General features: G+C 32.3%; 21 protein-coding genes. 12 read left to right on the top strand and 9 right to left on the bottom strand.

What is annotated here, in order from left to right:
- Position 1 precedes the first annotated feature (1 nt).
- Both ABNT22_RS15350 and ABNT22_RS15345 read right to left on the bottom strand, forming a co-directional pair.
- Positions 2 to 619 (bottom strand): hypothetical protein, encoded by a 618-nt coding sequence (locus ABNT22_RS15350; protein ID WP_348717794.1) that lies wholly within the window; start codon positions 617 to 619, stop codon positions 2 to 4.
- Complete coding sequence (locus ABNT22_RS15345) at positions 603 to 1085, bottom strand: sigma-70 family RNA polymerase sigma factor (protein ID WP_348717795.1); 483 nt, start codon at positions 1083 to 1085, stop codon at positions 603 to 605. The genes ABNT22_RS15350 and ABNT22_RS15345 overlap by 17 nt, the downstream gene beginning before the upstream one ends.
- Positions 1086 to 1206: 121 nt before the next feature.
- On the opposite strand from ABNT22_RS15345, the gene ABNT22_RS15340 reads away from it, so the two are divergent.
- The 5 genes from ABNT22_RS15340 to ABNT22_RS15320 all read left to right on the top strand — a co-directional run bounded on the left by ABNT22_RS15340 (position 1207) and on the right by ABNT22_RS15320 (position 3648).
- Positions 1207 to 1713, top strand: a complete 507-nt coding sequence (locus ABNT22_RS15340; RefSeq protein ID WP_348717796.1) for a GbsR/MarR family transcriptional regulator — start codon at positions 1207 to 1209, stop codon at positions 1711 to 1713.
- A 38-nt stretch (positions 1714 to 1751) separates the two neighbouring features.
- Positions 1752 to 2129 (top strand): hypothetical protein, encoded by a 378-nt coding sequence (locus ABNT22_RS15335; RefSeq protein ID WP_348717797.1) that lies wholly within the window; start codon positions 1752 to 1754, stop codon positions 2127 to 2129.
- Positions 2126 to 2467 (top strand): hypothetical protein, encoded by a 342-nt coding sequence (locus ABNT22_RS15330; protein WP_348717798.1) that lies wholly within the window; start codon positions 2126 to 2128, stop codon positions 2465 to 2467. Before ABNT22_RS15335 ends, ABNT22_RS15330 begins: the two co-directional genes overlap by 4 nt.
- Positions 2468 to 2471: 4 nt before the next feature.
- Positions 2472 to 2849 (top strand): hypothetical protein, encoded by a 378-nt coding sequence (locus ABNT22_RS15325; RefSeq protein ID WP_348717799.1) that lies wholly within the window; start codon positions 2472 to 2474, stop codon positions 2847 to 2849.
- A 91-nt stretch (positions 2850 to 2940) separates the two neighbouring features.
- Positions 2941 to 3648, top strand: coding sequence for a DUF2071 domain-containing protein (locus ABNT22_RS15320; RefSeq protein WP_348717800.1), 708 nt, complete (start codon positions 2941 to 2943; stop codon positions 3646 to 3648).
- Between the two features lie 24 nt (positions 3649 to 3672).
- On the opposite strand, the gene ABNT22_RS15315 is transcribed toward ABNT22_RS15320, so the two are convergent.
- The 6 genes from ABNT22_RS15315 to ABNT22_RS15290 all read right to left on the bottom strand — a co-directional run bounded on the left by ABNT22_RS15315 (position 3673) and on the right by ABNT22_RS15290 (position 11517).
- The gene (locus ABNT22_RS15315) at positions 3673 to 4296 is read right to left on the bottom strand and encodes a TonB-dependent receptor plug domain-containing protein (RefSeq protein WP_348717801.1); all 624 of its coding nucleotides are present in this window, start codon (positions 4294 to 4296) and stop codon (positions 3673 to 3675) included.
- 102 nt (positions 4297 to 4398) lie between these two features.
- Positions 4399 to 4593, bottom strand: coding sequence for a hypothetical protein (locus ABNT22_RS15310; RefSeq protein WP_348727162.1), 195 nt, complete (start codon positions 4591 to 4593; stop codon positions 4399 to 4401).
- Positions 4590 to 5978, bottom strand: coding sequence for a radical SAM protein (locus ABNT22_RS15305; RefSeq protein WP_348717802.1), 1389 nt, complete (start codon positions 5976 to 5978; stop codon positions 4590 to 4592). The genes ABNT22_RS15310 and ABNT22_RS15305 overlap by 4 nt, the downstream gene beginning before the upstream one ends.
- Positions 5968 to 6675 (bottom strand): prolipoprotein diacylglyceryl transferase family protein, encoded by a 708-nt coding sequence (locus ABNT22_RS15300; RefSeq protein ID WP_348717803.1) that lies wholly within the window; start codon positions 6673 to 6675, stop codon positions 5968 to 5970. The genes ABNT22_RS15305 and ABNT22_RS15300 overlap by 11 nt, the downstream gene beginning before the upstream one ends.
- Positions 6676 to 6748: 73 nt before the next feature.
- Entirely contained in the window at positions 6749 to 10174 is a 3426-nt protein-coding gene (locus tag ABNT22_RS15295) for a methylmalonyl-CoA mutase family protein (RefSeq protein ID WP_348717804.1), read from the bottom strand.
- Positions 10175 to 10626: 452 nt separating this feature from the next.
- Positions 10627 to 11517, bottom strand: a complete 891-nt coding sequence (locus ABNT22_RS15290) for a LysR family transcriptional regulator (protein ID WP_348717805.1) — start codon at positions 11515 to 11517, stop codon at positions 10627 to 10629.
- A gap of 78 nt (positions 11518 to 11595) precedes the next feature.
- Here ABNT22_RS15290 and hutH point away from each other — a divergent pair, with 78 nt between their 5' ends.
- The 6 genes from hutH to ABNT22_RS15260 all read left to right on the top strand — a co-directional run bounded on the left by hutH (position 11596) and on the right by ABNT22_RS15260 (position 17023).
- A complete protein-coding gene (gene hutH, locus ABNT22_RS15285; protein WP_348717956.1) occupies positions 11596 to 13086 on the top strand; it encodes a histidine ammonia-lyase in 1491 nt (496 codons plus the stop codon).
- Positions 13087 to 13110: 24 nt separating this feature from the next.
- Positions 13111 to 15105 carry a urocanate hydratase gene (locus tag ABNT22_RS15280; protein ID WP_348717806.1) on the top strand — a complete coding sequence of 665 codons (1995 nt, stop codon included), beginning with the start codon at positions 13111 to 13113 and terminating at the stop codon, positions 15103 to 15105.
- Positions 15106 to 15117: 12 nt separating this feature from the next.
- A complete protein-coding gene (locus ABNT22_RS15275) occupies positions 15118 to 15669 on the top strand; it encodes a DUF4136 domain-containing protein (protein WP_348717807.1) in 552 nt (183 codons plus the stop codon).
- An 82-nt stretch (positions 15670 to 15751) separates the two neighbouring features.
- Complete coding sequence (locus ABNT22_RS15270; RefSeq protein ID WP_348717808.1) at positions 15752 to 15919, top strand: DUF5522 domain-containing protein; 168 nt, start codon at positions 15752 to 15754, stop codon at positions 15917 to 15919.
- A gap of 46 nt (positions 15920 to 15965) precedes the next feature.
- The gene (locus ABNT22_RS15265; RefSeq protein ID WP_348717809.1) at positions 15966 to 16673 is read left to right on the top strand and encodes a DUF4197 domain-containing protein; all 708 of its coding nucleotides are present in this window, start codon (positions 15966 to 15968) and stop codon (positions 16671 to 16673) included.
- Between the two features lie 149 nt (positions 16674 to 16822).
- Positions 16823 to 17023, top strand: coding sequence for a Lacal_2735 family protein (locus ABNT22_RS15260; protein WP_299107365.1), 201 nt, complete (start codon positions 16823 to 16825; stop codon positions 17021 to 17023).
- Here the strand turns inward: ABNT22_RS15260 and ABNT22_RS15255 are convergent.
- On the bottom strand, positions 17000 to 17791 hold the full coding sequence (locus ABNT22_RS15255; protein WP_348717810.1) for a helical backbone metal receptor: 792 nt from the start codon (positions 17789 to 17791) through the stop codon (positions 17000 to 17002). The two genes, ABNT22_RS15260 and ABNT22_RS15255, sit on opposite strands and share 24 nt — an antisense overlap.
- Before the next feature lie 352 nt (positions 17792 to 18143).
- Between ABNT22_RS15255 and ABNT22_RS15250 the strand changes: the two genes are divergently transcribed.
- Positions 18144 to 21263, top strand: coding sequence for a TonB-dependent receptor (locus ABNT22_RS15250; RefSeq protein WP_348717811.1), 3120 nt, complete (start codon positions 18144 to 18146; stop codon positions 21261 to 21263).
- Positions 21264 to 21267: the final 4 nt, after the last annotated feature.

Here is a 21267-nt window from a genome sequence, read left to right as displayed (position 1 = left end):
CTTAACTTTTTATTTCTTCAATTTCATTGATTACATCATCAAGTTTCGAAATCAACGTTCCATAAACTATTTTAGTAGAAATAGTAAAGACAGCTAATCCAATTATCCCTACAGCAATTGCTACAAGTAAACCAATTCCGCCCATTTGCAATAAGGTAGTATCGTTAGAAATAAATTTAGAAAGAAAGCTGGTTTCTTTAATATTATATGCTAATATAAATATAGACAGTACAGCCAAAGGAATAGCAAAAATGAACAGTTTTTTTGTAGCATTGGTTATGCCAGTTATAATGCTCCTATAGTTTTTTAAGTAAGTTAAGTTGTCAGATTTTACATCAATGGTGTTAAATCTGCTCAATAATTTAGTGTTAAAAACATAAAGACATAGAATTAAGAATGCTCCATAGGCACCAATAATGGTTTCAGATAAAAGAATTCCTCCAATAATAACAATCCCTGCCATAGGAAGTAAACCTTTATTGTCAAACTCATAAGTTCTCTTAATCTTGTTTATAATTGATTTTGATTTTTGATTGTATATGTCAATTACTTTTGGCGCTATTAAAGACTGTTCATCTATAAAAGCTTCATTCCATATTTTCTCAATTGATTTTTCCATCTAGTAGTATTTTTAATTGTTTTTTAATTCTGTTAATCTTAACTGCAATATTGTTAGCGCTAGTTCCAATAATTGCAGCAATTTCTTTGTAAGGATTTTCTTCTAAATGCAATAATATAATTGCTCTATCAACTTCAGAAAGCTGTTTAATAGCCTCGTACAATAAATTCAAATTTTCATTTTCAAAAGCTCTGTTTTCTTCTGAAACATCACTTATATGTTCTGCCGAAAATCTTTTTTTATTATTTTTTTTAGAAAGAGTTAAGCAAACATTCAACGTAATTCTATATATCCAAGTTGACCATTTTGATTTGTTTTGAAAAGCATTTCTACTTTTCCAAATTTGTAAACAAGCCTCTTGATAGAAATCTTCAAAATCTTCTTGAGAGTCTGTATAGGCTCTACAAATCTTGATGATTATTCCTGAATGAGGTAAAATAGATGACGTATAAAAATCGTTACTCAAAATTGTGTTTTCTTGATAAGTAATCTTAGAATTAAAATTATTACAAGATATGGGAATAATTTTAAAATATTTTATTTTCAATAATTATTGAAAGTTTTAAAAATAATTGTATATTTGAACCATGCAATTAGAAGACGCAAAAATAAAATACATTCATACCTGGGGTAGTTTAGCTACTAGTTGGGGAATTAATAAAACGATGGCTCAAGTGCATGCGCTATTATTAGTTTCAACCAAAGCACTGTCTGCCGATGAAATTATGGAAGCCTTAAAAATTTCTAGAGGAAATGTAAATATGAATGTGCGTGCGTTGATAGATTGGGGAATTGTACGTAAAGAGTTTGTTGCCGGGGAACGTAAAGAGTTTTTTGTTGCCGACAAGGATATTTGGGAGTTGTTTAAACAAGTTACCAAAGAGCGTAAGAAAAGGGAAGTAGAACCTGTATTAAAGGTTTTGGATGAGCTTCAAGAAAACGTAACGGGAGAAGGAGAGGAAGTGGAACAGTTTAAAAAGTTGATGGGAGATTTGTCTTCGGTAACCAATACGGTCAATGGTATTTTAGATAAGGCAATTAAGGCTGATGAGCATTGGTTGTTATCTAATTTTACCAAAATGATTAAAAAGTAAAAAAATTTAAATATAAACTTTCAAAAATTTCTGAAAATATGAAAACATCATATATGATTATAAATTATGTCAATTACGTTTTTACCTTTCTCTTTTTGATGTTATTATTTTTAGGAGGAGTAATGCAGATTGATGATGCAAATGCTTTGTCCCTATATGTGGCATTTTTTCTTGGGGTTTTTCAATTGACAATTGCTGTGTTAACTTTAATCATTTGGAGACGACTTGAACAAGATTGTAGAAAATATTTGATGACTTATTTATCACTTGTAATTCTATATTTTGTAATGTGGTTTGTGTTGGCAGAGTTTTTTAGAGGATTAGATAAGGTTGTTTTAATTTTCTTAGTTCCTCCCCCAATATTATTATCTGTATTTTTTACATACCTATTACATAAAATAACCTTAGTCCTATGATTCAAGTTACTTATATATTGTATTTAGTCTTTTCTGTTACAGTTATTTTATATGTAGGAAACTTTTGTTTTCAAAATGGAAAAGTATATATCCGAAATTATTTTCCGAATGATTTATCTATTGGAAATGCATTAAACAATACGTTATTAGTAGCCTATTATTGCCTAAATATTGGTTTGGCAATATGGAGTTTACATTCAATCAAGAGACTTTACAGTTTACCAGAAGTACTAGTTGAACTTGCCTCAAAGTTTAGTACCATATTTTTGATTATTGGAATACTACATTTTAGTAATATTTATATAGTTCATTTAATTCACAAACATTTTAAAAAGTAATATTATGAATGGAAATTTAGAGTTAATTGCGTATCTAATTTACTTACCTATAAGTATTGGATTAACCACTTTTGTATCGCAACATTTATTTAAGAATAGTAAGATATTTATGTTAGATATCTTTCACCAAAAGGAAGAAATAGCTTTTGCTACAAACAAATTATTCAAAATAGGCTTCTATTTATTGAATATAGGGTTTGCTTTGAGGATTATTCAAATATATGCTTTGTCAAACTATAAAGATTTAGTAGAAGCTTTAAGTGCAAAGATTGGAGGATTTTCGATTTATCTTGGAGTAATTATGATATTTTTTATAGTATTTTTCTTGAAAGGAAGAAAAGCGAGTAAAGAAGAAAACTTAAAATTAAGAAAAAGTAGTTAGGGAAGATTGCTGAATAGATTGGAAAAGAAAAAGTAAACCTCATAAGTATATTACCTATGAGGTTTGTGAATTATTAAAAAATCAGAACAATATGAGTTTCTTAAAAGCAGAATGGAGAAAATTAATAATGATTAACTATCAGGTAAATCCCGAAATTTTATTTCCATATTTACCTAAGGGTACTGAATTAGATTACCACAACAATGCTTGTTTCGTAAGTGTGGTTGGTTTTATGTTTTTAAACACAAAACTGTTAGGAGTAAAAATACCGGGGCATGTTAACTTTGAAGAAGTAAATCTTCGGTTTTATGTGAAAAGAAAGGAAGGAGAGCAGTTTAAAAGAGGGGTGGTGTTTATCAAAGAAATTGTCCCCAAACCTGCCATTACCTTTGTAGCCAATACCATTTATAAAGAGAATTATCAAACCCTTCCAATGAAGCATAATTGGTTACTTGAGGATAAAAAAATGATTACTTCATATCAATGGAAAACAAAAAATATATGGAATACCATTACTGTTGAGAGTGAGAAAAATACTTTACCAATACAACCAAATACTGAAATTGAGTTTATTGCTGAACATTATTGGGGGTATGCAAAAAACAAGCATAAAACTACAGAGTATGAAGTGAGACACCCTACCTGGAAGTATTACCCAGTATTAAATTATGAAATAAATGTAAACTTTGAAAAGACATATGGAAGGGAGTTTTCTTTTCTAGAGAAAGAAAAACCCAATTCAGTGTTTTTGTTAGAAGGTTCGGAGATAAGTGTAGAGAATAAAAAAAACTTACATTGATCAATGTAAGTTTTTAGTATGTTTTTACAAGGTTTCGATAATAATAACCCCATTAGCGCCTCGAGAACCATAAATAGCTGTTTCTGGACCTTTGAGAACTCGTACGGATTTGATTAAATTAGGTCTAATTCTACCAAAGGTTTCTTGATCAATATTTGTTCCGTTTAAAATAAATAACGGTTCCATACTTCCATTTACCGTTCCATATCCTCTAACTCTAATTACATTAGTTGGTGTTACATGTACGCCAGCAATATTACCTCTTAAATAGTCGTAGATGGACCAAAACTGCGAAGGGTCTCTCTTTTTTTCTTTGTTATCTGTAATCAGTAATTTTTTGTCTCCTTTTGGGATCGTAATTTTTATTTTTTTCTGACCATTATACTTGATTTTCTTAATACCTAATTTGGGAGAGAAGGCACTAATTTCAACAGGTGCGTTTGTTGTTTTTATTTTTAATACACCACTAGAATTTGTCCAGCTTTTTTGTCTAACGTTGTCAAAAAGAATAATGGCACCTGGTACAGGCTTATTATTAAAATCTCTAACTTGAATAGTGATTTTTTTCTCGGTTTTATTTTGACTAAAAATTGTAGTAGACAAGAAAACAAATATGATGGTGAACGGGATAAAGTATAATTTCTTCATATCTTGAATGTTTTCTCAAACTTAACTAAAAAATCAATGCCATGCAAAAACGGTTGTTTTTTAACATTCCATACCTTGTGTAAAGGGTAATATATATGCTTTTTAACCTAACATCATAGAACCACAAGTGCCTAATGATATAATTAAATAGACTACGGCAAGAATAAAAAATACTTTACTGCTTTTAGGTTTTTTCTTTTTTAAAGCGAGTCCAATTCCTGCAAAAAGTAAGGATGGTCCAAGCATTATTAGGAATAAAAAAATGAATATACCCGATAAATCAATTTCTAACATCATAATTTTCTTAAAGTTTCTAGTTGTTGTCGTTTGTCATCTCTGTAAAGTAAATTCATAGTTTCAAAAGGAATTATTTTATTATCCTTATTAACAATATGAACACATGATTTTTTAATAGCTCTGACATCAAAATTGTAAGCATCTATAAATTGCATGATAATAACTCTAAATAAATTGTTATAACCGAGTTCTGGAGCGTCTATTTTAGGTAAACAACATAATATAGATTTTAAGTTTTCTTCTGCACATTCAACCGAGTTTCCAGTGCTAAACAGTTCAATCATTTTACCATGTAAATGTTCGTCTTGTTCGTACACAATGGTATTTTTACTGTTGTTTAATAAATCATCTGGATTTATGTAACGAGTTAAAGGAAAAACTTCATTGTCTAATTTTAGAGCATACCCCATTACTAAAGCATCTGGATTACAAGGAACAGGAAGTAAGTCTTCTTGTTCAAAAATCGAAGTTTGTTCAAGTATTCTTCTACGAACTTCTGTAAGAGTAATTCGGTCTTTAGTTGGGTCAAAATTCTCTAATCTTCCAGCAATTTGTGTGGGCTGAAAAGTAACACCCCTTACTGACGGTTGTTGTAATGCATACTCAATGGTTTTACCTATTTCATCATCATTGAGTCCTTTTTGTAAGGTAACCACCAATGTCGTTGAAAGGTTTACCTCGTTTAGGTTTTCAATGGCTTTTTTTCTTATTTCGGTTAAATCAGCTCCTCGAAGTGATTGTAGTACTTCATTTTTAAAAGAATCAAATTGAAGATAAATTTCAAAATCTGGACTGTATTCTTTCAAACGTTTTACGAAGTCTTTTTCTTTTGCAATTTTAATCCCATTGGTATTTACCATTAAATGACGAATAGGAAGGGATTTAGCGTAATCGAGAATTTCAAAAAACTGAGGATGTAATGTTGGTTCACCTCCACTAATTTGAACAACATCAGGTTCCTTTTCGTTTTTAACAACAGTATCTAGCATCTCTTTAATTTCTTCAAGAGTTCTATGCCGTCCATAAGAAGGAGAAGAACCTGCGTAACATGTTGGGCAGGAAAGATTACATCGATCGGTAACCTCTATGATAGTTAAACACGAATGTTGCTCATGGTCAGGACATAGTCCACAATCATATGGGCAACCATACATTGTTTTGGTGTTAAAAGTATAGGGAGTTTCTGATGGTTTGTTGTAGTTTCTAATATTTTTATAATATTCAATATCATCAGCAATTAAAACCTTGGAGTTGCCGTGTTCTGGGCAACGTTTTAACATGTATACATGTTCATTTTCAAAAACAATTTTGGCATCGACACGTTTTAAGCATTCTGGACAAAGGCTTAAGGTATAATCGTAATAGGTGTAATTTCTAACTGGCAATTTTTATGCTATTTATTTTAGTAAAGACTTTTCTATAATATATCAAACAAGTTAAACATAAAATTTGAATGGTACTCAATCCGTAAATAAAAAATACATTTGGTTTTAAGAATTCGATAAGAAATCGAAAACCAAAATAGCTAACCATAAATAGTTTGAACAACATTCCAGATGTAAGAGAATTTTGATTTTTTATTTTATGTAATACCAATAGCAATAGTATTAAAAATAGAATTTCATAAAGTACAATTGGATGTCTGTTTAAACCATCACCAAGATCCATTCCTAAAAAAAAGTGTGTTTCTTTTCCGTAGGTAAATTCATTAACTCCAGATAAAAAGCAGCCTATACGCCCAATAATAATTCCCAAGATAATAGGAAAAGTAAATAAATCTCCTGAAGATTGAGATTCACCAATGATTTTTTTACAAAGTTCTACACCAATGAGCCCTCCAAAAAGTCCACCCATAATAGTTTTTGTATTGAGTAACTCTAGTATGTTTTTAACAAACATATCAGCTGGGTTTTCAAACAGCCCGATGAGTCGTGAGCCTAGAAAAGCACCAATGGCAGCTCCCAAAATAATAGACAATCTATTATTTGATGAAATATGATCTGAGTTCTTTTTCTTTAGATAAACGTAATATCTGTATGCAATAAAAAATGCTAAATATTCAAATATAAGGTGCAAATTCATAGCTCAATTTTAATAAAAAACCCTCACAAAATAGTGAGGGTTTGTAAATAGTTATTAAAAAGCTCGATGCTTTTTACATATTTCGTCTGTATTGACCACCAACTTCAAACAAAGCAGCAGTAATTTGACCTAAAGAACATACTTTAGAAGCTTCCATCAGATTTTCAAAAATGTTTTCATTTTGAATAGCGGCTTTCTGAATTTTAGCTAACTCTTCAGCAACTTTCGCTTCATTAGCTTCGTTTAAGTTTTCTTTAGTTTTTATTTGGAATTGTTTCTCTTCCTCAGTTGCTCTAATTACTTCTTGTGGAGTTACTGTTGGAGATCCTTTAGAACTTAAGAAAGTATTAACTCCAATAATAGGGAATTCACCTGTATGCTTTAAAGTTTCATAGTATAAACTTTCTTCTTGAATTTTAGAACGTTGGTACATCGTTTCCATTGCTCCTAAAACTCCACCACGTTCTGTGATTCTATCAAACTCTGTTAACACTGCTTCTTCAACTAAATCGGTTAATTCTTCAATAATGAATGAACCTTGTATTGGATTTTCGTTTTTCGCTAATCCTAATTCTTTATTAATAATCAACTGTATTGCCATGGCTCTTCTTACACTTTCCTCTGTAGGAGTAGTAATGGCTTCATCATAAGCATTTGTATGTAATGAATTACAGTTATCGTAAATAGCATACAAAGCTTGTAATGTTGTACGAATATCGTTAAAGTCAATTTCCTGTGCGTGTAACGAACGTCCAGAAGTTTGAATATGATATTTTAACATTTGTGCTCTTGGGTTTGCATTGTACTTATATTTCAATGCCTTTGCCCAAATTTTACGAGCAACGCGACCTATAACTGCATATTCTGGATCGATACCATTTGAAAAGAAGAATGATAAGTTTGGACCAAACTTATTTATATCCATTCCTCTTGATAAATAATACTCTACATAGGTAAATCCGTTAGCTAATGTTAACGCTAATTGAGTTATTGGGTTGGCACCAGCTTCTGCAATATGGTATCCAGAAATAGAAACAGAGTAGAAGTTTCTTACGTTTTTCTCAATAAAGTATTCCTGTACATCTCCCATTAAACGCAAAGCAAATTCTGTAGAGAAAATACAAGTGTTTTGAGCTTGATCCTCTTTTAAGATGTCTGCTTGAACAGTTCCACGAACTTGTGCAAGTGTACTTGCTTTAATTTCAGCATACACATCTGCAGGTAAAATTTGATCTCCAGTGACTCCTAAAAGTAATAAACCTAATCCATCATTACCTTCTGGTAAGTCACCATTATATTTCGGGCGATCAATACCTTTATTATCATATAACTCTTTTAATTTGGCTTCTACTTTCGCCTCTAAACCATGTTCTTTAATGTATTTCTCACAATTTTGATCAATAGCAGCATTCATAAAGAAACCTAGTAACATTGGGGCTGGACCATTAATAGTCATAGAAACGGATGTCATGGCATGACTTAAATCAAAACCAGAATATAGTTTTTTAGCATCGTCTAAACAGCAAATAGAAACTCCAGCATTACCAATTTTACCATAAATATCAGGTCTATGTCCAGGGTCGTTACCATATAGAGTTACCGAGTCAAAAGCTGTCGATAAACGTTTTGCGGGCATTCCTAAACTTACGTAATGGAAACGTCTGTTAGTTCTTTCAGGTCCTCCTTCTCCTGCAAACATTCTTGTAGGGTCTTCTCCAGTACGCTTGAATGGATACAGTCCTGATGCATATGGAAATTCACCGGGAACATTTTCTTGTAAGTTCCAACGTAATAGGTCTCCCCAAGCTTTATATTTAGGTAAGGCTACTTTTGGTATATCAGAATGAGAAAGTGACTTGGTGTGTGTCTCAATTTTGATTTCTTTATCACGTACTTTAAACGTGTAAATAGGATCTTTATATTTTTTAACTTTTGTGTCCCAGTTTAAAATAACCTCCCAGTTATAAGGATCTAAATCCATTTTTACTCGATCAAACTCGGCTACTAATAATTTTAAAAAGTCTGAATTCTCTTCAGTTGAGTGAATAGAATTTTGTTCTATTCCTGATTTATCTAGACTAATAGTAGATTCAGAAACGCTTTCAATAGTTTTATAAATTCCATATAACTTTTGAGCTACTTTTTCTTGAGCATCTACCTTTTTATCATAAGCTCTATTGTTCTCTGAAATTTCAGATAAATAACGTGTTCTTGCCGGAGGAATTACAAATATTTTTTCAGACATTTCTTTTGTGATTTCAAAAGTAGACTGTAAATCTGCTCCGGTTTTTTCAACCAGCTTATCCATGATAGCTTTATAAAGCGAGTTCATACCTGGATCGTTGAATTGAGAAGCAATAGTTCCAAATACAGGCATGTCATCCATATGAACATCCCATAAGTTGTTGTTACGCATGTATTGTTTCTTTACATCACGCAAAGCATCTAAAGCACCACGCTTATCGAATTTGTTAATAGCTACTAAATCAGCAAAATCTAGCATGTCAATTTTTTCTAATTGCGTAGCAGCACCAAATTCTGGAGTCATTACGTATAAAGAAGTGTCAGAGTGTTCTATAATTTCAGTATCTGATTGTCCAATACCTGAAGTTTCTAAAATAATTAAATCAAACTCTGCTGCTTTTAGTACTTCAACAGCTTCATTAACATATTTAGATAAGGCTAGGTTAGATTGACGTGTTGCTAATGAACGCATATACACACGTTCATTATTAATAGCATTCATACGAATACGATCACCTAATAAAGCACCTCCTGTTTTTCTTTTTGACGGATCTACAGAAATTAATCCGATTGTTTTATTTGGGAAATCAATTAAAAAACGACGAACTAATTCATCAACTAAACTTGATTTTCCTGCACCTCCAGTACCAGTTATACCTAATACAGGGGTTTTAGAGTTTTTATTTTTTTCGTGAATATTATCTAAAGTTTCTTTTGCAACTTCAGGGAAGTTTTCAGCAGAAGAAATTACACGAGCAATACTACCAATTTCTTTGTCGACTAGTTTGTTTACTTCACCATTTAAGGTGTCACCAATAGCAAAATCAGATTTCTCAACTAAATCGTTAATCATTCCTTGAAGCCCTAACTCACGACCATCATCAGGAGAATAAATACGAGTAATACCGTAATCCATTAATTCCTTAATTTCTTCAGGAAGGATTACTCCACCACCACCACCAAATATTTTTATATGTCCAGCACCTTTTTCTTGTAATAGATCGTACATATATTTAAAATATTCATTGTGTCCTCCTTGGTAAGATGTCATAGCAATAGCATTGGCATCTTCTTGTATAGCACAGTTTACTACTTCTTCTACACTTCTGTCATGTCCTAAGTGAATTACTTCAACCCCAGTAGACTGTATAATTCTACGCATTATATTAATCGCTGCATCGTGTCCATCAAATAAAGAGGCTGCAGTTACAATTCTTACTTTATGTTTTGGTTTATAAGGAGCTATTTGTTCCATTCGTAAATTGTCTTGATTTTCGGGTACGCAATTTACGGAAATAATAAAGAAAATGAGGTTTTTTTAGGAATTATATATAGTTAATAAAAGCCCAAAATTTTCGATTTTCCAAATAGTATAAATTAGATTCGTTGATATAAGCTTCTCGTTCAAAACTTAAATTTTTGTAAGCCAAACTAGAACTTCTATAGATGCATAATTTAATAACCCATTCAATGAAATAGAAAAGATAAAAAAATACAATGAGTAGTTCTCTTTGTTGTTTTAAGTGTATTTTTTCATGATTGATAAGTTCAGAGTCGTGCTTTAAATCCTTTCGTTTTAAAAAGATAAAAGGGTATAGGGTAATTCCTATAAAACCTTTAGGAACCATATATTTAGAAATAAATATCATAGTTATATCAATTGCAAAAATACAGTTGTAAAAGTAATTAATTTAAAATAAATGCAACTTATGATGTTTTCGAAATTACTTTTATAAGTGAGTTTAATAAGGGGTTTCTATTGTTTTTATCCCATACAGCGGAAAGCGTTGTGTGTTGTTTTATGGTGTCTAATTCAATGAATTTTACATTCATATTGTATCCTTGTTGTAAAGATTTAGGAACAATGGATAAACCAAAGTTGTTTTCTACTAATTTATAAATGGATGCCGCATGAATGGTGTTATGTGATACAATTGGAGCGAACCCACTATCTGTAAAGATTTGCATTACTTTTTCATAATAGGAAGGACTGTAGGAAGGATCGAATAGAATAAAAGACTCGTTTTTTAATTGGTTTAAAGACTTGAAGCTACTCTTGTCAATAGGGTGGTCTTTAGGAAGCACCAAACAAAAGTTTTCTTTTAAAATAGGTAGAATATCCAATCCTCTAGGAACCCGGTCCAATCGAACAAAACCAATATCTATTTTTTGATGTAGCAGGCTTTCAATTTGTTTTTGATTGTCCATCTCTTTTAAACCAAACTGGATATGTGGATGTTCCTTTTTGAATTGAATTAGTAAATTAGGGATGATATTGTGCATTGCAGAGCCTACGTAACCAAATTCTAATTTTCCATGCTTTCCTTCCTGTAATAGTTTTGCATGATTAATAATATTGTCAAGATTTTTCAAGTTACGAGTAAATTCGTTTTTTAAATATATTCCTGCAGGAGTTAATACAACTTTTCTATTGTGTCTTTCAAAAAGTTGGATATCTAAATCTTCTTCCATTTGTTTGATTTGTCTGCTTAAACCAGGTTGCGAAATAAACAAACGATCTGCAGCTTTTCTGAAATGTAAATCTTCAGCAACTGCTAGAAAATATCGTAAATGTCTTAATTCAATTTGATAACCCATAGTTATTAATAATTGATGTAGATGATATTGTTAAGCATCAAAAATACAGGTAATTTTGTAAAAAACGAAGTAAAGAATATGTTTAAATACGGAATAGATCATTTAACGGTAGATAAGGTAATTGCTATTGCTAAAGGCACATTAGAGGCAGTAATAACAGAAGAAGCTAAAGAGAAGGTAGATGTATGTAGAAGAAAAGTAGAAACAATGGCAAATTCTGATGCTGCCGTTTACGGAATTAATACTGGTTTTGGACCTTTATGTGATGTGCAGATTACTCCAGAGGAAACTAGTAAGTTACAAGAGAATTTACTAATAACGCATGCCGTTGGAGTAGGAAATCCTATTGATAAGATTTTGTCGAAAATAATGATGATATGTAAAGTACATGCATTATGTCAAGGATTTTCTGGAGTTCGTTTAGAAATGATAGAAAGGATTGTATACTTTATAGAGAATGATATGTTGCCAATTGTTCCAGAACAAGGTTCAGTTGGAGCGTCGGGTGATTTAGCACCCTTATCTCATTTGTTCTTACCATTACTCGGAGAAGGAGAATTTTGGGTAGGAAATAAAATTTTACCAGCAAAGGAAGTGTTAGCTAATCACGGTTTGAAACCTTTAACTTTAATGGCTAAAGAAGGACTAGGTTTGATTAATGGAACACAATTCATTCTGTCACATGCAATCTTAGGATTGAAGAAAATGGAATACCTTTTAGATTTGGCAGATGTTGCTGGAGCTATGAGTTTAGAAGGGTTTCAAGGAAGTGCTTCTCCTTTTAGAGAAGAATTACATACTATTAGACCTTTTAGTGGAAACTTAAAAGTTGCTGAACGTATAAGAATGTTGCTAAGAGGATCTCAAAATGTTGAAAACCATTTAGAATGTGAACGCGTACAAGATCCATACTCAATTCGATGTATGCCACAAGTACACGGAGCTTCAAGAAATGCTTTCAATCACTTAAATGAATTGGCTGAGATTGAAATGAACTCTGTAACAGATAATCCAATTGTATTAAGTGAAACAGAAGCAATTTCAGGAGGTAATTTCCATGGACAACCTTTAGCTATGGCTTTAGATTATGCTTCTATTGCAGCAGCAGAATTAGGAAATATTTCAGATAGACGCTGTTACTTATTATTGGAAGGTAAGTATGGGTTACCTAGATTATTAACAACAGCAGGAGGTTTGAATTCAGGTTTTATGATTCCTCAATATACTACTGCGGCATTAGTTACTGAAAATAAGTCCTTATGTTTTCCTCCATCTGCAGATAGTGTTCCTACTTCACTAGGACAAGAAGATCACGTGTCTATGGGAAGTATTTCGGGAAGAAAATTCAATCAAATTTTAGGGAATTTAGATAAGATTTTTGCAATTGAGCTAATGTATGCTGCTCAAGCAATGGATTTTAGGAGGCCTAACACGTTTTCTGAAATCATTGAAGAAAATTTCTCTTTGGTTAGGAGTAAAGTAGCAAAGTTAGAAGAAGATCGTGTGCTAAAAGATGATATTAATATCTTAGTAACGATGGTGAAGAACAAAGATTTCAAAGTAGCATAATTTATAGTTTAAAAAGAAAGTATTATGACATTTAAAGAACAAATTCAACAAGGAATACCTAATACATTACCTCCTAAGAAGGAATATGATACCACTATAAATCATGCTCCTAAACGTAAAGAAATCTTAACTGATGAAGAAAAGAAGCTAGCATTAAGGAATGCCTTGCGTTACTTTGATAAAGAACATCATGCAGAATTACTTCCTGAGTTTAAGGAAGAATTAGAAAAGTACGGACGCATTTATATGTATCGATTGAGACCAGAGTACAAGATGTATGCACGTCCAATTGAAGAATATCCAGGGAAATCATTGCAGGCAAGATCAATTATGATAATGATTCAAAATAACCTTGATTATGCCGTAGCCCAGCATCCACATGAATTAATAACTTATGGAGGTAATGGAGCGGTGTTTTCTAACTGGGCTCAGTATTTGTTAACTATGAAGTATTTGTCGGAAATGACAGATGAGCAAACTTTGGTAATGTATTCTGGACATCCAATGGGCTTGTTTCCATCTCATAAAGATGCACCGAGAGTTGTAGTAACAAACGGAATGATGATTCCGAATTATTCGAAACCAGACGATTGGGAGAAATTCAACGCCTTAGGAGTTACTCAGTATGGACAAATGACAGCTGGTAGTTATATGTATATTGGGCCGCAAGGAATTGTGCATGGAACAACAATTACTGTTTTAAATGGATTTAGAAAGTTAGGGAAATCTCCAAAAGGAAACTTATTTGTTACTGCTGGTTTAGGAGGGATGAGTGGAGCCCAACCTAAGGCAGGAAATATAGCGGGTTGTATTACTGTTTGTGCTGAGGTAAACCCAAAAATAACGCAAGTACGTTTAGATCAAAAATGGATTGACGAGAAGATAACAGATTTAGATGAACTGGTAGCACGCGTAAGAAAAGCAAAAGAGCATAAAGAAGTTGTTTCTTTAGCTTATTTAGGGAATGTAGTGGATGTGTGGGAGAAGTTTGCTGAAGAAAATATCCATATCGACTTAGGTTCAGATCAAACATCATTACACAATCCTTGGGCGGGAGGATATTATCCTGTAGATATGTCGTTTGAAGAGTCTAACGAAATGATGGCTAATAATCCAGAATTGTTCAAGGAAAAAGTTCAAGAGACCTTACGTCGCCATGCGAAAGCTATTAATAAACACACGGAGAAAGGAACTTATTTCTTTGATTATGGAAATGCATTCTTATTAGAAGCTAGCAGAGCCGGGGCAGATGTTATGAGTTCAAACCCTACCTTAGGAAGAGAATTTAAATATCCGAGTTATGTACAAGATATTATGGGACCAATGTGCTTCGATTATGGTTTTGGACCGTTCCGTTGGGTATGTGCTTCTGGAAAACCAGAAGATTTGGCAAAAACAGATGCAATAGCTTGTGAAATTTTAGAAGAAATCATGAAAAATTCACCTGAAGAAATTCAGCAGCAAATGGCTGATAATATTCAGTGGATAAAAGGAGCACAGGAAAATAAACTAGTTGTAGGGTCTCAGGCACGTATTTTATACGCGGATGCTGAAGGACGTATGAAAATAGCACAAGCATTTAATGAAGCAATTGAAAGAGGAGAAATTGGTCCAGTTGTATTAGGTCGAGATCATCATGATGTTTCAGGAACAGATTCACCATATAGAGAAACTTCAAATATTTATGATGGTTCTCGTTTTACAGCAGATATGGCTATTCATAATGTAATTGGAGATAGTTTTAGAGGTGCAACATGGGTCTCAATACACAACGGAGGTGGTGTAGGATGGGGAGAAGTAATGAACGGTGGATTTGGCATGCTTCTTGATGGTAGTTTAGATGCATCAAGACGCTTAAAATCAATGCTTTTCTGGGATGTTAATAACGGGATAGCGCGTAGAAGTTGGGCAAGAAATGAAGAAGCAGTTTTTGCCATTAAACGTGCCATGAATGTTGAGCCGAACTTAAAAGTAACTTTACCAAACTTAGTGGATGATGCATTATTAGAAAATGTATAAACCCTAAGAAAAATGAGAAAAATAAAATTACTAGTACTACCAATTATTGCTTTGCTTGTAACATCATGCAGTTCTGTGAAAGTTGCAACCGATTATGATACAAAAGCAAATTTTAACAACTATAAAACCTTTGCGTTTTATAAAACTGGAATTGATAAAGCGCCAATTTCAGATTTGGACAAAAAAAGAATTATGCGTGCTGTAGAAGCAGAATTAGTTGCTAAAGGGATGACAAAATCGTCTAATCCAGATGTTTTAGTAAGCTTGTTTACAAAATCTAGAGAGCGTATAAATATAAATGACAATAATTTCGGCTGGGGCTGGGGTTATGGTTGGGGCTGGAACCCATGGATGTGGGGAGGAGCTAATCGATTGAATGTAAACCAGTATACTGAAGGTACTTTATTTTTAGATATTATTGATGCTAAGAATAAAGAGTTGGTTTGGCAAGGAATTGGTACTGGAGCACTTAAAATTCGTAATGCTGAGAAAAAAGAAGAACGTATTAAAGAATTTGTAAAAGAGATTATGTCAAAATATCCTCCAGGTTGGGATAAAAAATAATGATTATTTAGTTCGTTTTGAAAATACGTTAAGTAGTTTGTTTTAGAAATTACTTAACGTATTTTTTTATGATATTTGCACTATGAGAAATAAAATCTTAAAACCGAATCCTGATGAGTATTATACAAATGAACAAGGATATCGTGTTTTTAAAGAAGCTTACCACCTTAGACGTGGATATTGTTGTAAAAATGGTTGTAAACATTGTCCGTACGGATATGATAAAAAAACCGATAGTTTTAAAAAATAGTGACTTTTACCAAGTAAATGTATCTTAAAGGTATAAATTAAGTTAGATGAAAAAAATTATAGCATTCGTTTTTGTAATTCTGTTAACTGGTTGTGCAGAGTTACAAAAAGTAGTTAATCAATTACCACAAGGAGGAGTTTTAACACAAGAACAAATTGGAGCAGGTTTACGTCAGGCATTAGATAATGGAATTCAAAATCAAGTGTCTAGGTTAACGGCAAAAGACGGTTTTTATAGAAATGAACTTGTAAAAATTTTATTACCTAAAGAATTACAAGTAGTAGATAAAGGACTTAGGAAAATAGGACTTAGTTCTCTAGCAGACGAAGGGTTAAGAGCTATTAATAGAACAGCAGAAGATGCTGTGAAGACTGCAACTCCTATTTTTGTAGATGCGGTAAAAGGGATTACGTTTGCTGATGCCAAGAACATTTTGTTGGGAGAACAAAACGCAGCAACAACTTATTTAGAAGGGAAAACATCACAAGCACTCTATGGACAATTTAATCCTGTTATCAAGAATTCTTTTTCTAAAGTAGGGGCAGATAAGATTTGGACAGATTTAATTACTAAATACAATAGTATACCTTTTGTTAAAAAAGTAAATCCTGATTTAACAGATTATGTTACTTCAGAAGCGTTGAAAGGAGTGTTTACTATGATTGCAGTAGAGGAAAAAGGAATTAGAGAAAAAGTAGGATTACGAAATACAGATTTGTTAAGACGAGTTTTTGCATTACAAGATAATAGATAAATTTTAAAATTATCTAAGTAAAAGACGCCTGTTCAACGAGCGTCTTTTTTTATGAATAGGTTTTTTCCTTTTTTTTAAATTAATCTAAATTTATGTAGCTGTTTTTCAAATAATTATGTATATTTATTGTTCCTTTAACCAGATTTATAATGTCAAGAATTAGTCAATTACATAGGTATAGAAAGCATCTTGAGGAGAGGTATAATAAATTGGTTGAAAGAGCTAATGATTATAAATATGAAGACGAGTGTAAAAGTGATCGTTCTGCATTTAAAGCAATGAAAGTATTGGAGAAACTAAATAGATTAAAATATTTAGATAATGAATTAACGGTGAATCCTGTTATGTAACTTTTTAAAATAATCAAAAGCTTTTAACAATCTACTCCCATACCAAGAAAACATTTCACCATCTACAAATACAGTTTTTGCATGATGGGTGAATCGCCCTACCTCAAAAGCATGTTCGTCTTTAAACGGATAAGGTTCAGAAGAGAGAAAAACCAAATCTGGATCACCCTCTAATCGTATTTTTTTTAATTCAACTTCAGGATAACGCTCTTTGTTAGTATATATGTTTTGTAAATTGTTGAGTTCAAGTAAATGATTTATAAAAGTATTGTTTGCTGCTACCATCCATGGTTTTCGCCAAATAAAATAAGCTACTTTCTTTTTTTCTTTAAATTGGATAAATTCTTTAAAGTCATTGAGTTTAAAATCTAGTTTTAAAATAATTTTAGAAGCTTCTGTCCTTTTAGCAAAAATTTCGCCATATTGATGAATAAGTTCCTTCGCATCATCTAGCGTAAATATGTCGGAAACATGTGTTGGAGCTATTTTTTCACAAGCGTCAACAATTTCTTTAGTGTTCTCTTCTTTATTACATAATATAATATCAGGTTGAAGTTCTTTGATTTTATCAATCTTAATATTTTTTGTACCTCCAACAATAGTTTTTGTCTTTCTTAAGTGAATAGGGTGTATGCAAAATTTAGTAATTCCGATAATTTGATCTTCCAAACCTAAATCAACCAATAATTCAGTTTGACTTGGAACCAGAGATATGATTTTTTTAGGTGTTTTTTGTATGTCTATTTTTCTGTGTAATTGATCAAGCATAAAGGGTATGGATAAACAAAATAATGAGAGCCTATTTAAGAGCTATTTTAAGTTACAAACGTATAAAAAAATGAGTGAATTTTGGTTAGTTAAAAGAGCTAATAAAAATGCATGGTTTTTTAGTGTTGGCTGAAGGTGTAATACTAATTTAGGATGACTAAATTTAAGTTAATTATGTTAAAATTTAAGAGGAAAACCCCTTTTTTATGTTAAAAATGTGATAAAAAAAATTAAAGATGTTAATTTTTAAATCTTTATTAACGTCTTGTTTGTTTACTATTGATTTTTTTATACTTTTAAATTTAATTAAGGGTTTAGTAGCCCTAAAATCTAAAAACTAAAACTATAATTTATGAATTTAAAAAACTACTTGTCACTGGCAGTTTTTCTGCTGATGAGCATCTCGATGTTCGCGCAAGAAAGAACCGTTACGGGGGTTGTTAGTGACGCATCTGGGGAGTTACCCGGAGTGAATGTAATTATTAAAGGTACGAGCAATGGAGTCGAAACGGACTTTAATGGAAAGTATTCTATTAAAGCTAAGAGTGAAGATGTTTTGGTCTTTAGCTTCGTAGGAATGAAAACCGTAGAAAGAAAAGTAGGTTTATCTTCAACTATTAATGTTGTTATGGAAGAAGATAACTTATTAGACGAGGTAGTAGTAGTAGCATATGGTACTACAACAAAAGAGGCTTTTACTGGTTCTGCAAGTGTTGTAGGAGCAGAAGACCTTGCTACACGTAATGTAACTTCTCCTATTGCTGCAATTGAAGGTAGAGCAACAGGGGTACAGTTTACTTCTACAAACGGACAACCAGGTTCTTCACCAAGTATTGTTATTCGTGGGGTTGGAACATTAAATGGTAGCTCTGATCCATTATTTATTGTAGATGGTATTCAGTATGAAGGAGCTTTAAATACCATTAACCAAGAGGATATCGCATCTCTTACTATTTTAAAAGACGCAGCATCTACATCTCTTTATGGAGCAAGAGCTGCAAACGGAGTTGTAATTATTACAACTAAAAGTGGTACAAGAGGAGATATTAAAGTAAGTGCTTCTGTTCAAGGAGGTATTGTATCTCGTGCAAATCCATTATATGAAAGAGTTACTCCAGGACAATATTACGAAGTAATGTGGGAGGCTTTAAAGAACTCTGCAGCTGGTGGAGGAAGTGCTAGTTTTGCTTCAGCAAATATTTACAATCAGTTAGGATACAATCCTTTTAATGTTCCTAATGATCAAATCGTTGGAACAGACGGTAAAATTAACCCAAATGCTCAAGTGATCTACAAGTCATTAAATTGGTTTGATGCTATGGAGCGTACTGGAGTTAGAACTAACTACAATGTTAATATTGCAGGTGGTGGAGAGAAGCATAGAGTATTCTTCTCAGCTTCTTACTTAGACGAAGAAGGATATATTGTAAAGTCTAAATTCAACAGACTTACTACACGTATTAACGCTGATTTCGATGTAAATGAAAACATCAAAATTGGAGGTAGTACAAATGTTACTATTTCAGAAGCTGTAGGACCAAGTTCTGCTGGTGCTAACAGTATTGTAAACCCATTTGGATTTGCACAAGGTCTTGGATCTATTTATCCAGTATATGTAAATGATCAAAATGGTAATATCGTAAGAGATGCTGCTGGTAACCCAGTTTTTGATAGTGGAGAAGGATTTGCACAATATAATATTGGATCTAGACCTACAAACCAAGGACGTCACGCATTACAAGAACTTTTATTAAATGATGAAAGAGATAGAGATAATACGTACGGATTTAGATTCTTTGGAGATTTCAAAATCATGGAAGGTTTACGTTTCAGATTAAACTATGGTAGAGATATCAATGAAGGAATCGAAAAAGAGTATGAAAACGCTATTATTGGTGATGCACAGCCAGATGGTAGATATAGTGAAGAAAGATTTAGAAGAGATATTCAAAACTTCACTCAAATCTTAACATATAACAAAGATTTTGGTAAGCACAATGTAGAATTAACATTAGGACACGAAAGTTTTAACTGGAAATTCTCAGGAAACAACGGATTAGCTACAGTACAATCTACTGCTGGAATTTTCGAATTTGAAAACTTTTCAAATATTGTTGATTTAGGAGGTTCTTCTAGCGAAAAATCTGTTGAGGGATATTTCTCAAGATTAAACTATAACTTCGATGGAAAGTACTACTTAAGTGCTTCTTTCAGACGTGATGCTTCTTCTGTATTCGGACCAGACTCTAGATGGGGTAACTTCTACTCTGTAGGTGCTTCTTGGAATGTACACGAAGAGAAGTTTATGGAAAATGTATCATTTATTGATAAACTTAAGATTAGAGCTTCTTGGGGAGAGGTTGGAAACGATGATTTAGGAGACTTCTTCTTATACCAAGCAAGATTCGGACTTAATTCAAATGCTGCTGATGGAGCTTTCGTATTATCTGATTTAGGAAACTTAAATTTAAAGTGGGAAACAATTGAAAACTTCGATGTTGCTGCTGAGTTTACATTATTTGATAGATTATTAGATGGGTCTATAGAATACTATAAGCGTAATTCTTCTGACTTATTATTTGATGTGCCAATTCCTGCAAGTATTGGTATTAATGTACAGCCAGATAACATTGGAGACATGTTTAACTCTGGATGGGAAGTTGCTTTAACAGGACACTTATTCAAGAAAGATGATTTCAAATGGGATGTTACTTTACAAGCGTCTACTCTTAAAAATGAAATTACTTTTATCCCAACTCCATTTATCAATGGTTCTAAAAGATGGGCTGAAGGAAGATCTAGATTTGACTTCTTCTTATTTAGAACTGCTGGTGTAGATCCAGATAATGGAGATCAGTTATTCTATAAGTACGAAATTGATGCTGCTACAGGAGAAAGTGTACCAGTTAGAGATGCAAATGGAAACATTGAAACTACTAACGATTGGCAAGATACTGAGAGAGCATATACAGGAGATTCTTCAATTCCAGATTTATTAGGATCTATTTCTAATAGCTTAAGCTATAAAGGAATTACTTTAGATTTCTTAATTAACTATGGTATCGGAGGTAGTATTTTAGATCGTGGATACTCTGCAATGATGCATAGTGGAACTTTCGGACGTGCTGTTCACCCAGATTTATTAAATGCTTGGAGACAACCAGGAGATATTACTAATGTTCCTAGATTAGAAAATGGTAATACTGATTTAGTAGTTGCTAACTCTGATAGATTCTTAACAGATGCTTCTTTCTGGGCATTAAAGAACGTAAGTATTGGTTACGAGTTTGATCAAAAATTATTAGAAAAGTATGGAGTTGATAACTTAAGAGTATCTCTTACTGGTGAGAACTTATACTTAAAGTCTAAGAGAAAAGGTTTAGATCCACAATATAACTTAGCTGGTACTCCAGCAGGTAATGACTTTAACCCAGCAAGAATTATTTCTGTAGGATTAAATGTTTCATTTTAATAAG

This window comes from Tenacibaculum sp. 190130A14a (genome assembly GCF_964048965.1).
Taxonomy (GTDB): Bacteria; Bacteroidota; Bacteroidia; order Flavobacteriales; family Flavobacteriaceae; genus Polaribacter; species Polaribacter polynesiense.
Note: the sequence above shows the minus strand (reverse complement) of the source record. Positions and strands in the feature narration are given on the sequence as shown.

Bases quoted from the DNA above. Each gene is read 5' to 3' on its own strand.
- ABNT22_RS15350 (WP_348717794.1), bottom strand. From the start codon at position 619: ATGGAAAAATCAATTGAGAAAATATGGAATGAAGCTTTTATAGATGAA.
- ABNT22_RS15340 (WP_348717796.1), top strand. From the start codon at position 1,207: ATGCAATTAGAAGACGCAAAAATAAAATACATTCATACCTGGGGTAGT.
- ABNT22_RS15335 (WP_348717797.1), top strand. From the start codon at position 1,752: ATGAAAACATCATATATGATTATAAATTATGTCAATTACGTTTTTACC.
- ABNT22_RS15330 (WP_348717798.1), top strand. From the start codon at position 2,126: ATGATTCAAGTTACTTATATATTGTATTTAGTCTTTTCTGTTACAGTT.
- ABNT22_RS15325 (WP_348717799.1), top strand. From the start codon at position 2,472: ATGAATGGAAATTTAGAGTTAATTGCGTATCTAATTTACTTACCTATA.
- ABNT22_RS15320 (WP_348717800.1), top strand. From the start codon at position 2,941: ATGAGTTTCTTAAAAGCAGAATGGAGAAAATTAATAATGATTAACTAT.
- ABNT22_RS15315 (WP_348717801.1), bottom strand. From the start codon at position 4,296: ATGAAGAAATTATACTTTATCCCGTTCACCATCATATTTGTTTTCTTG.
- ABNT22_RS15310 (WP_348727162.1), bottom strand. From the start codon at position 4,593: ATGATGTTAGAAATTGATTTATCGGGTATATTCATTTTTTTATTCCTA.
- ABNT22_RS15300 (WP_348717803.1), bottom strand. From the start codon at position 6,675: ATGAATTTGCACCTTATATTTGAATATTTAGCATTTTTTATTGCATAC.
- ABNT22_RS15295 (WP_348717804.1), bottom strand. From the start codon at position 10,174: ATGGAACAAATAGCTCCTTATAAACCAAAACATAAAGTAAGAATTGTA.
- ABNT22_RS15290 (WP_348717805.1), bottom strand. From the start codon at position 11,517: ATGGGTTATCAAATTGAATTAAGACATTTACGATATTTTCTAGCAGTT.
- hutH (WP_348717956.1), top strand. From the start codon at position 11,596: ATGTTTAAATACGGAATAGATCATTTAACGGTAGATAAGGTAATTGCT.
- ABNT22_RS15280 (WP_348717806.1), top strand. From the start codon at position 13,111: ATGACATTTAAAGAACAAATTCAACAAGGAATACCTAATACATTACCT.
- ABNT22_RS15275 (WP_348717807.1), top strand. From the start codon at position 15,118: ATGAGAAAAATAAAATTACTAGTACTACCAATTATTGCTTTGCTTGTA.
- ABNT22_RS15270 (WP_348717808.1), top strand. From the start codon at position 15,752: ATGAGAAATAAAATCTTAAAACCGAATCCTGATGAGTATTATACAAAT.
- ABNT22_RS15265 (WP_348717809.1), top strand. From the start codon at position 15,966: ATGAAAAAAATTATAGCATTCGTTTTTGTAATTCTGTTAACTGGTTGT.
- ABNT22_RS15260 (WP_299107365.1), top strand. From the start codon at position 16,823: ATGTCAAGAATTAGTCAATTACATAGGTATAGAAAGCATCTTGAGGAG.
- ABNT22_RS15255 (WP_348717810.1), bottom strand. From the start codon at position 17,791: ATGCTTGATCAATTACACAGAAAAATAGACATACAAAAAACACCTAAA.
- ABNT22_RS15250 (WP_348717811.1), top strand. From the start codon at position 18,144: ATGAATTTAAAAAACTACTTGTCACTGGCAGTTTTTCTGCTGATGAGC.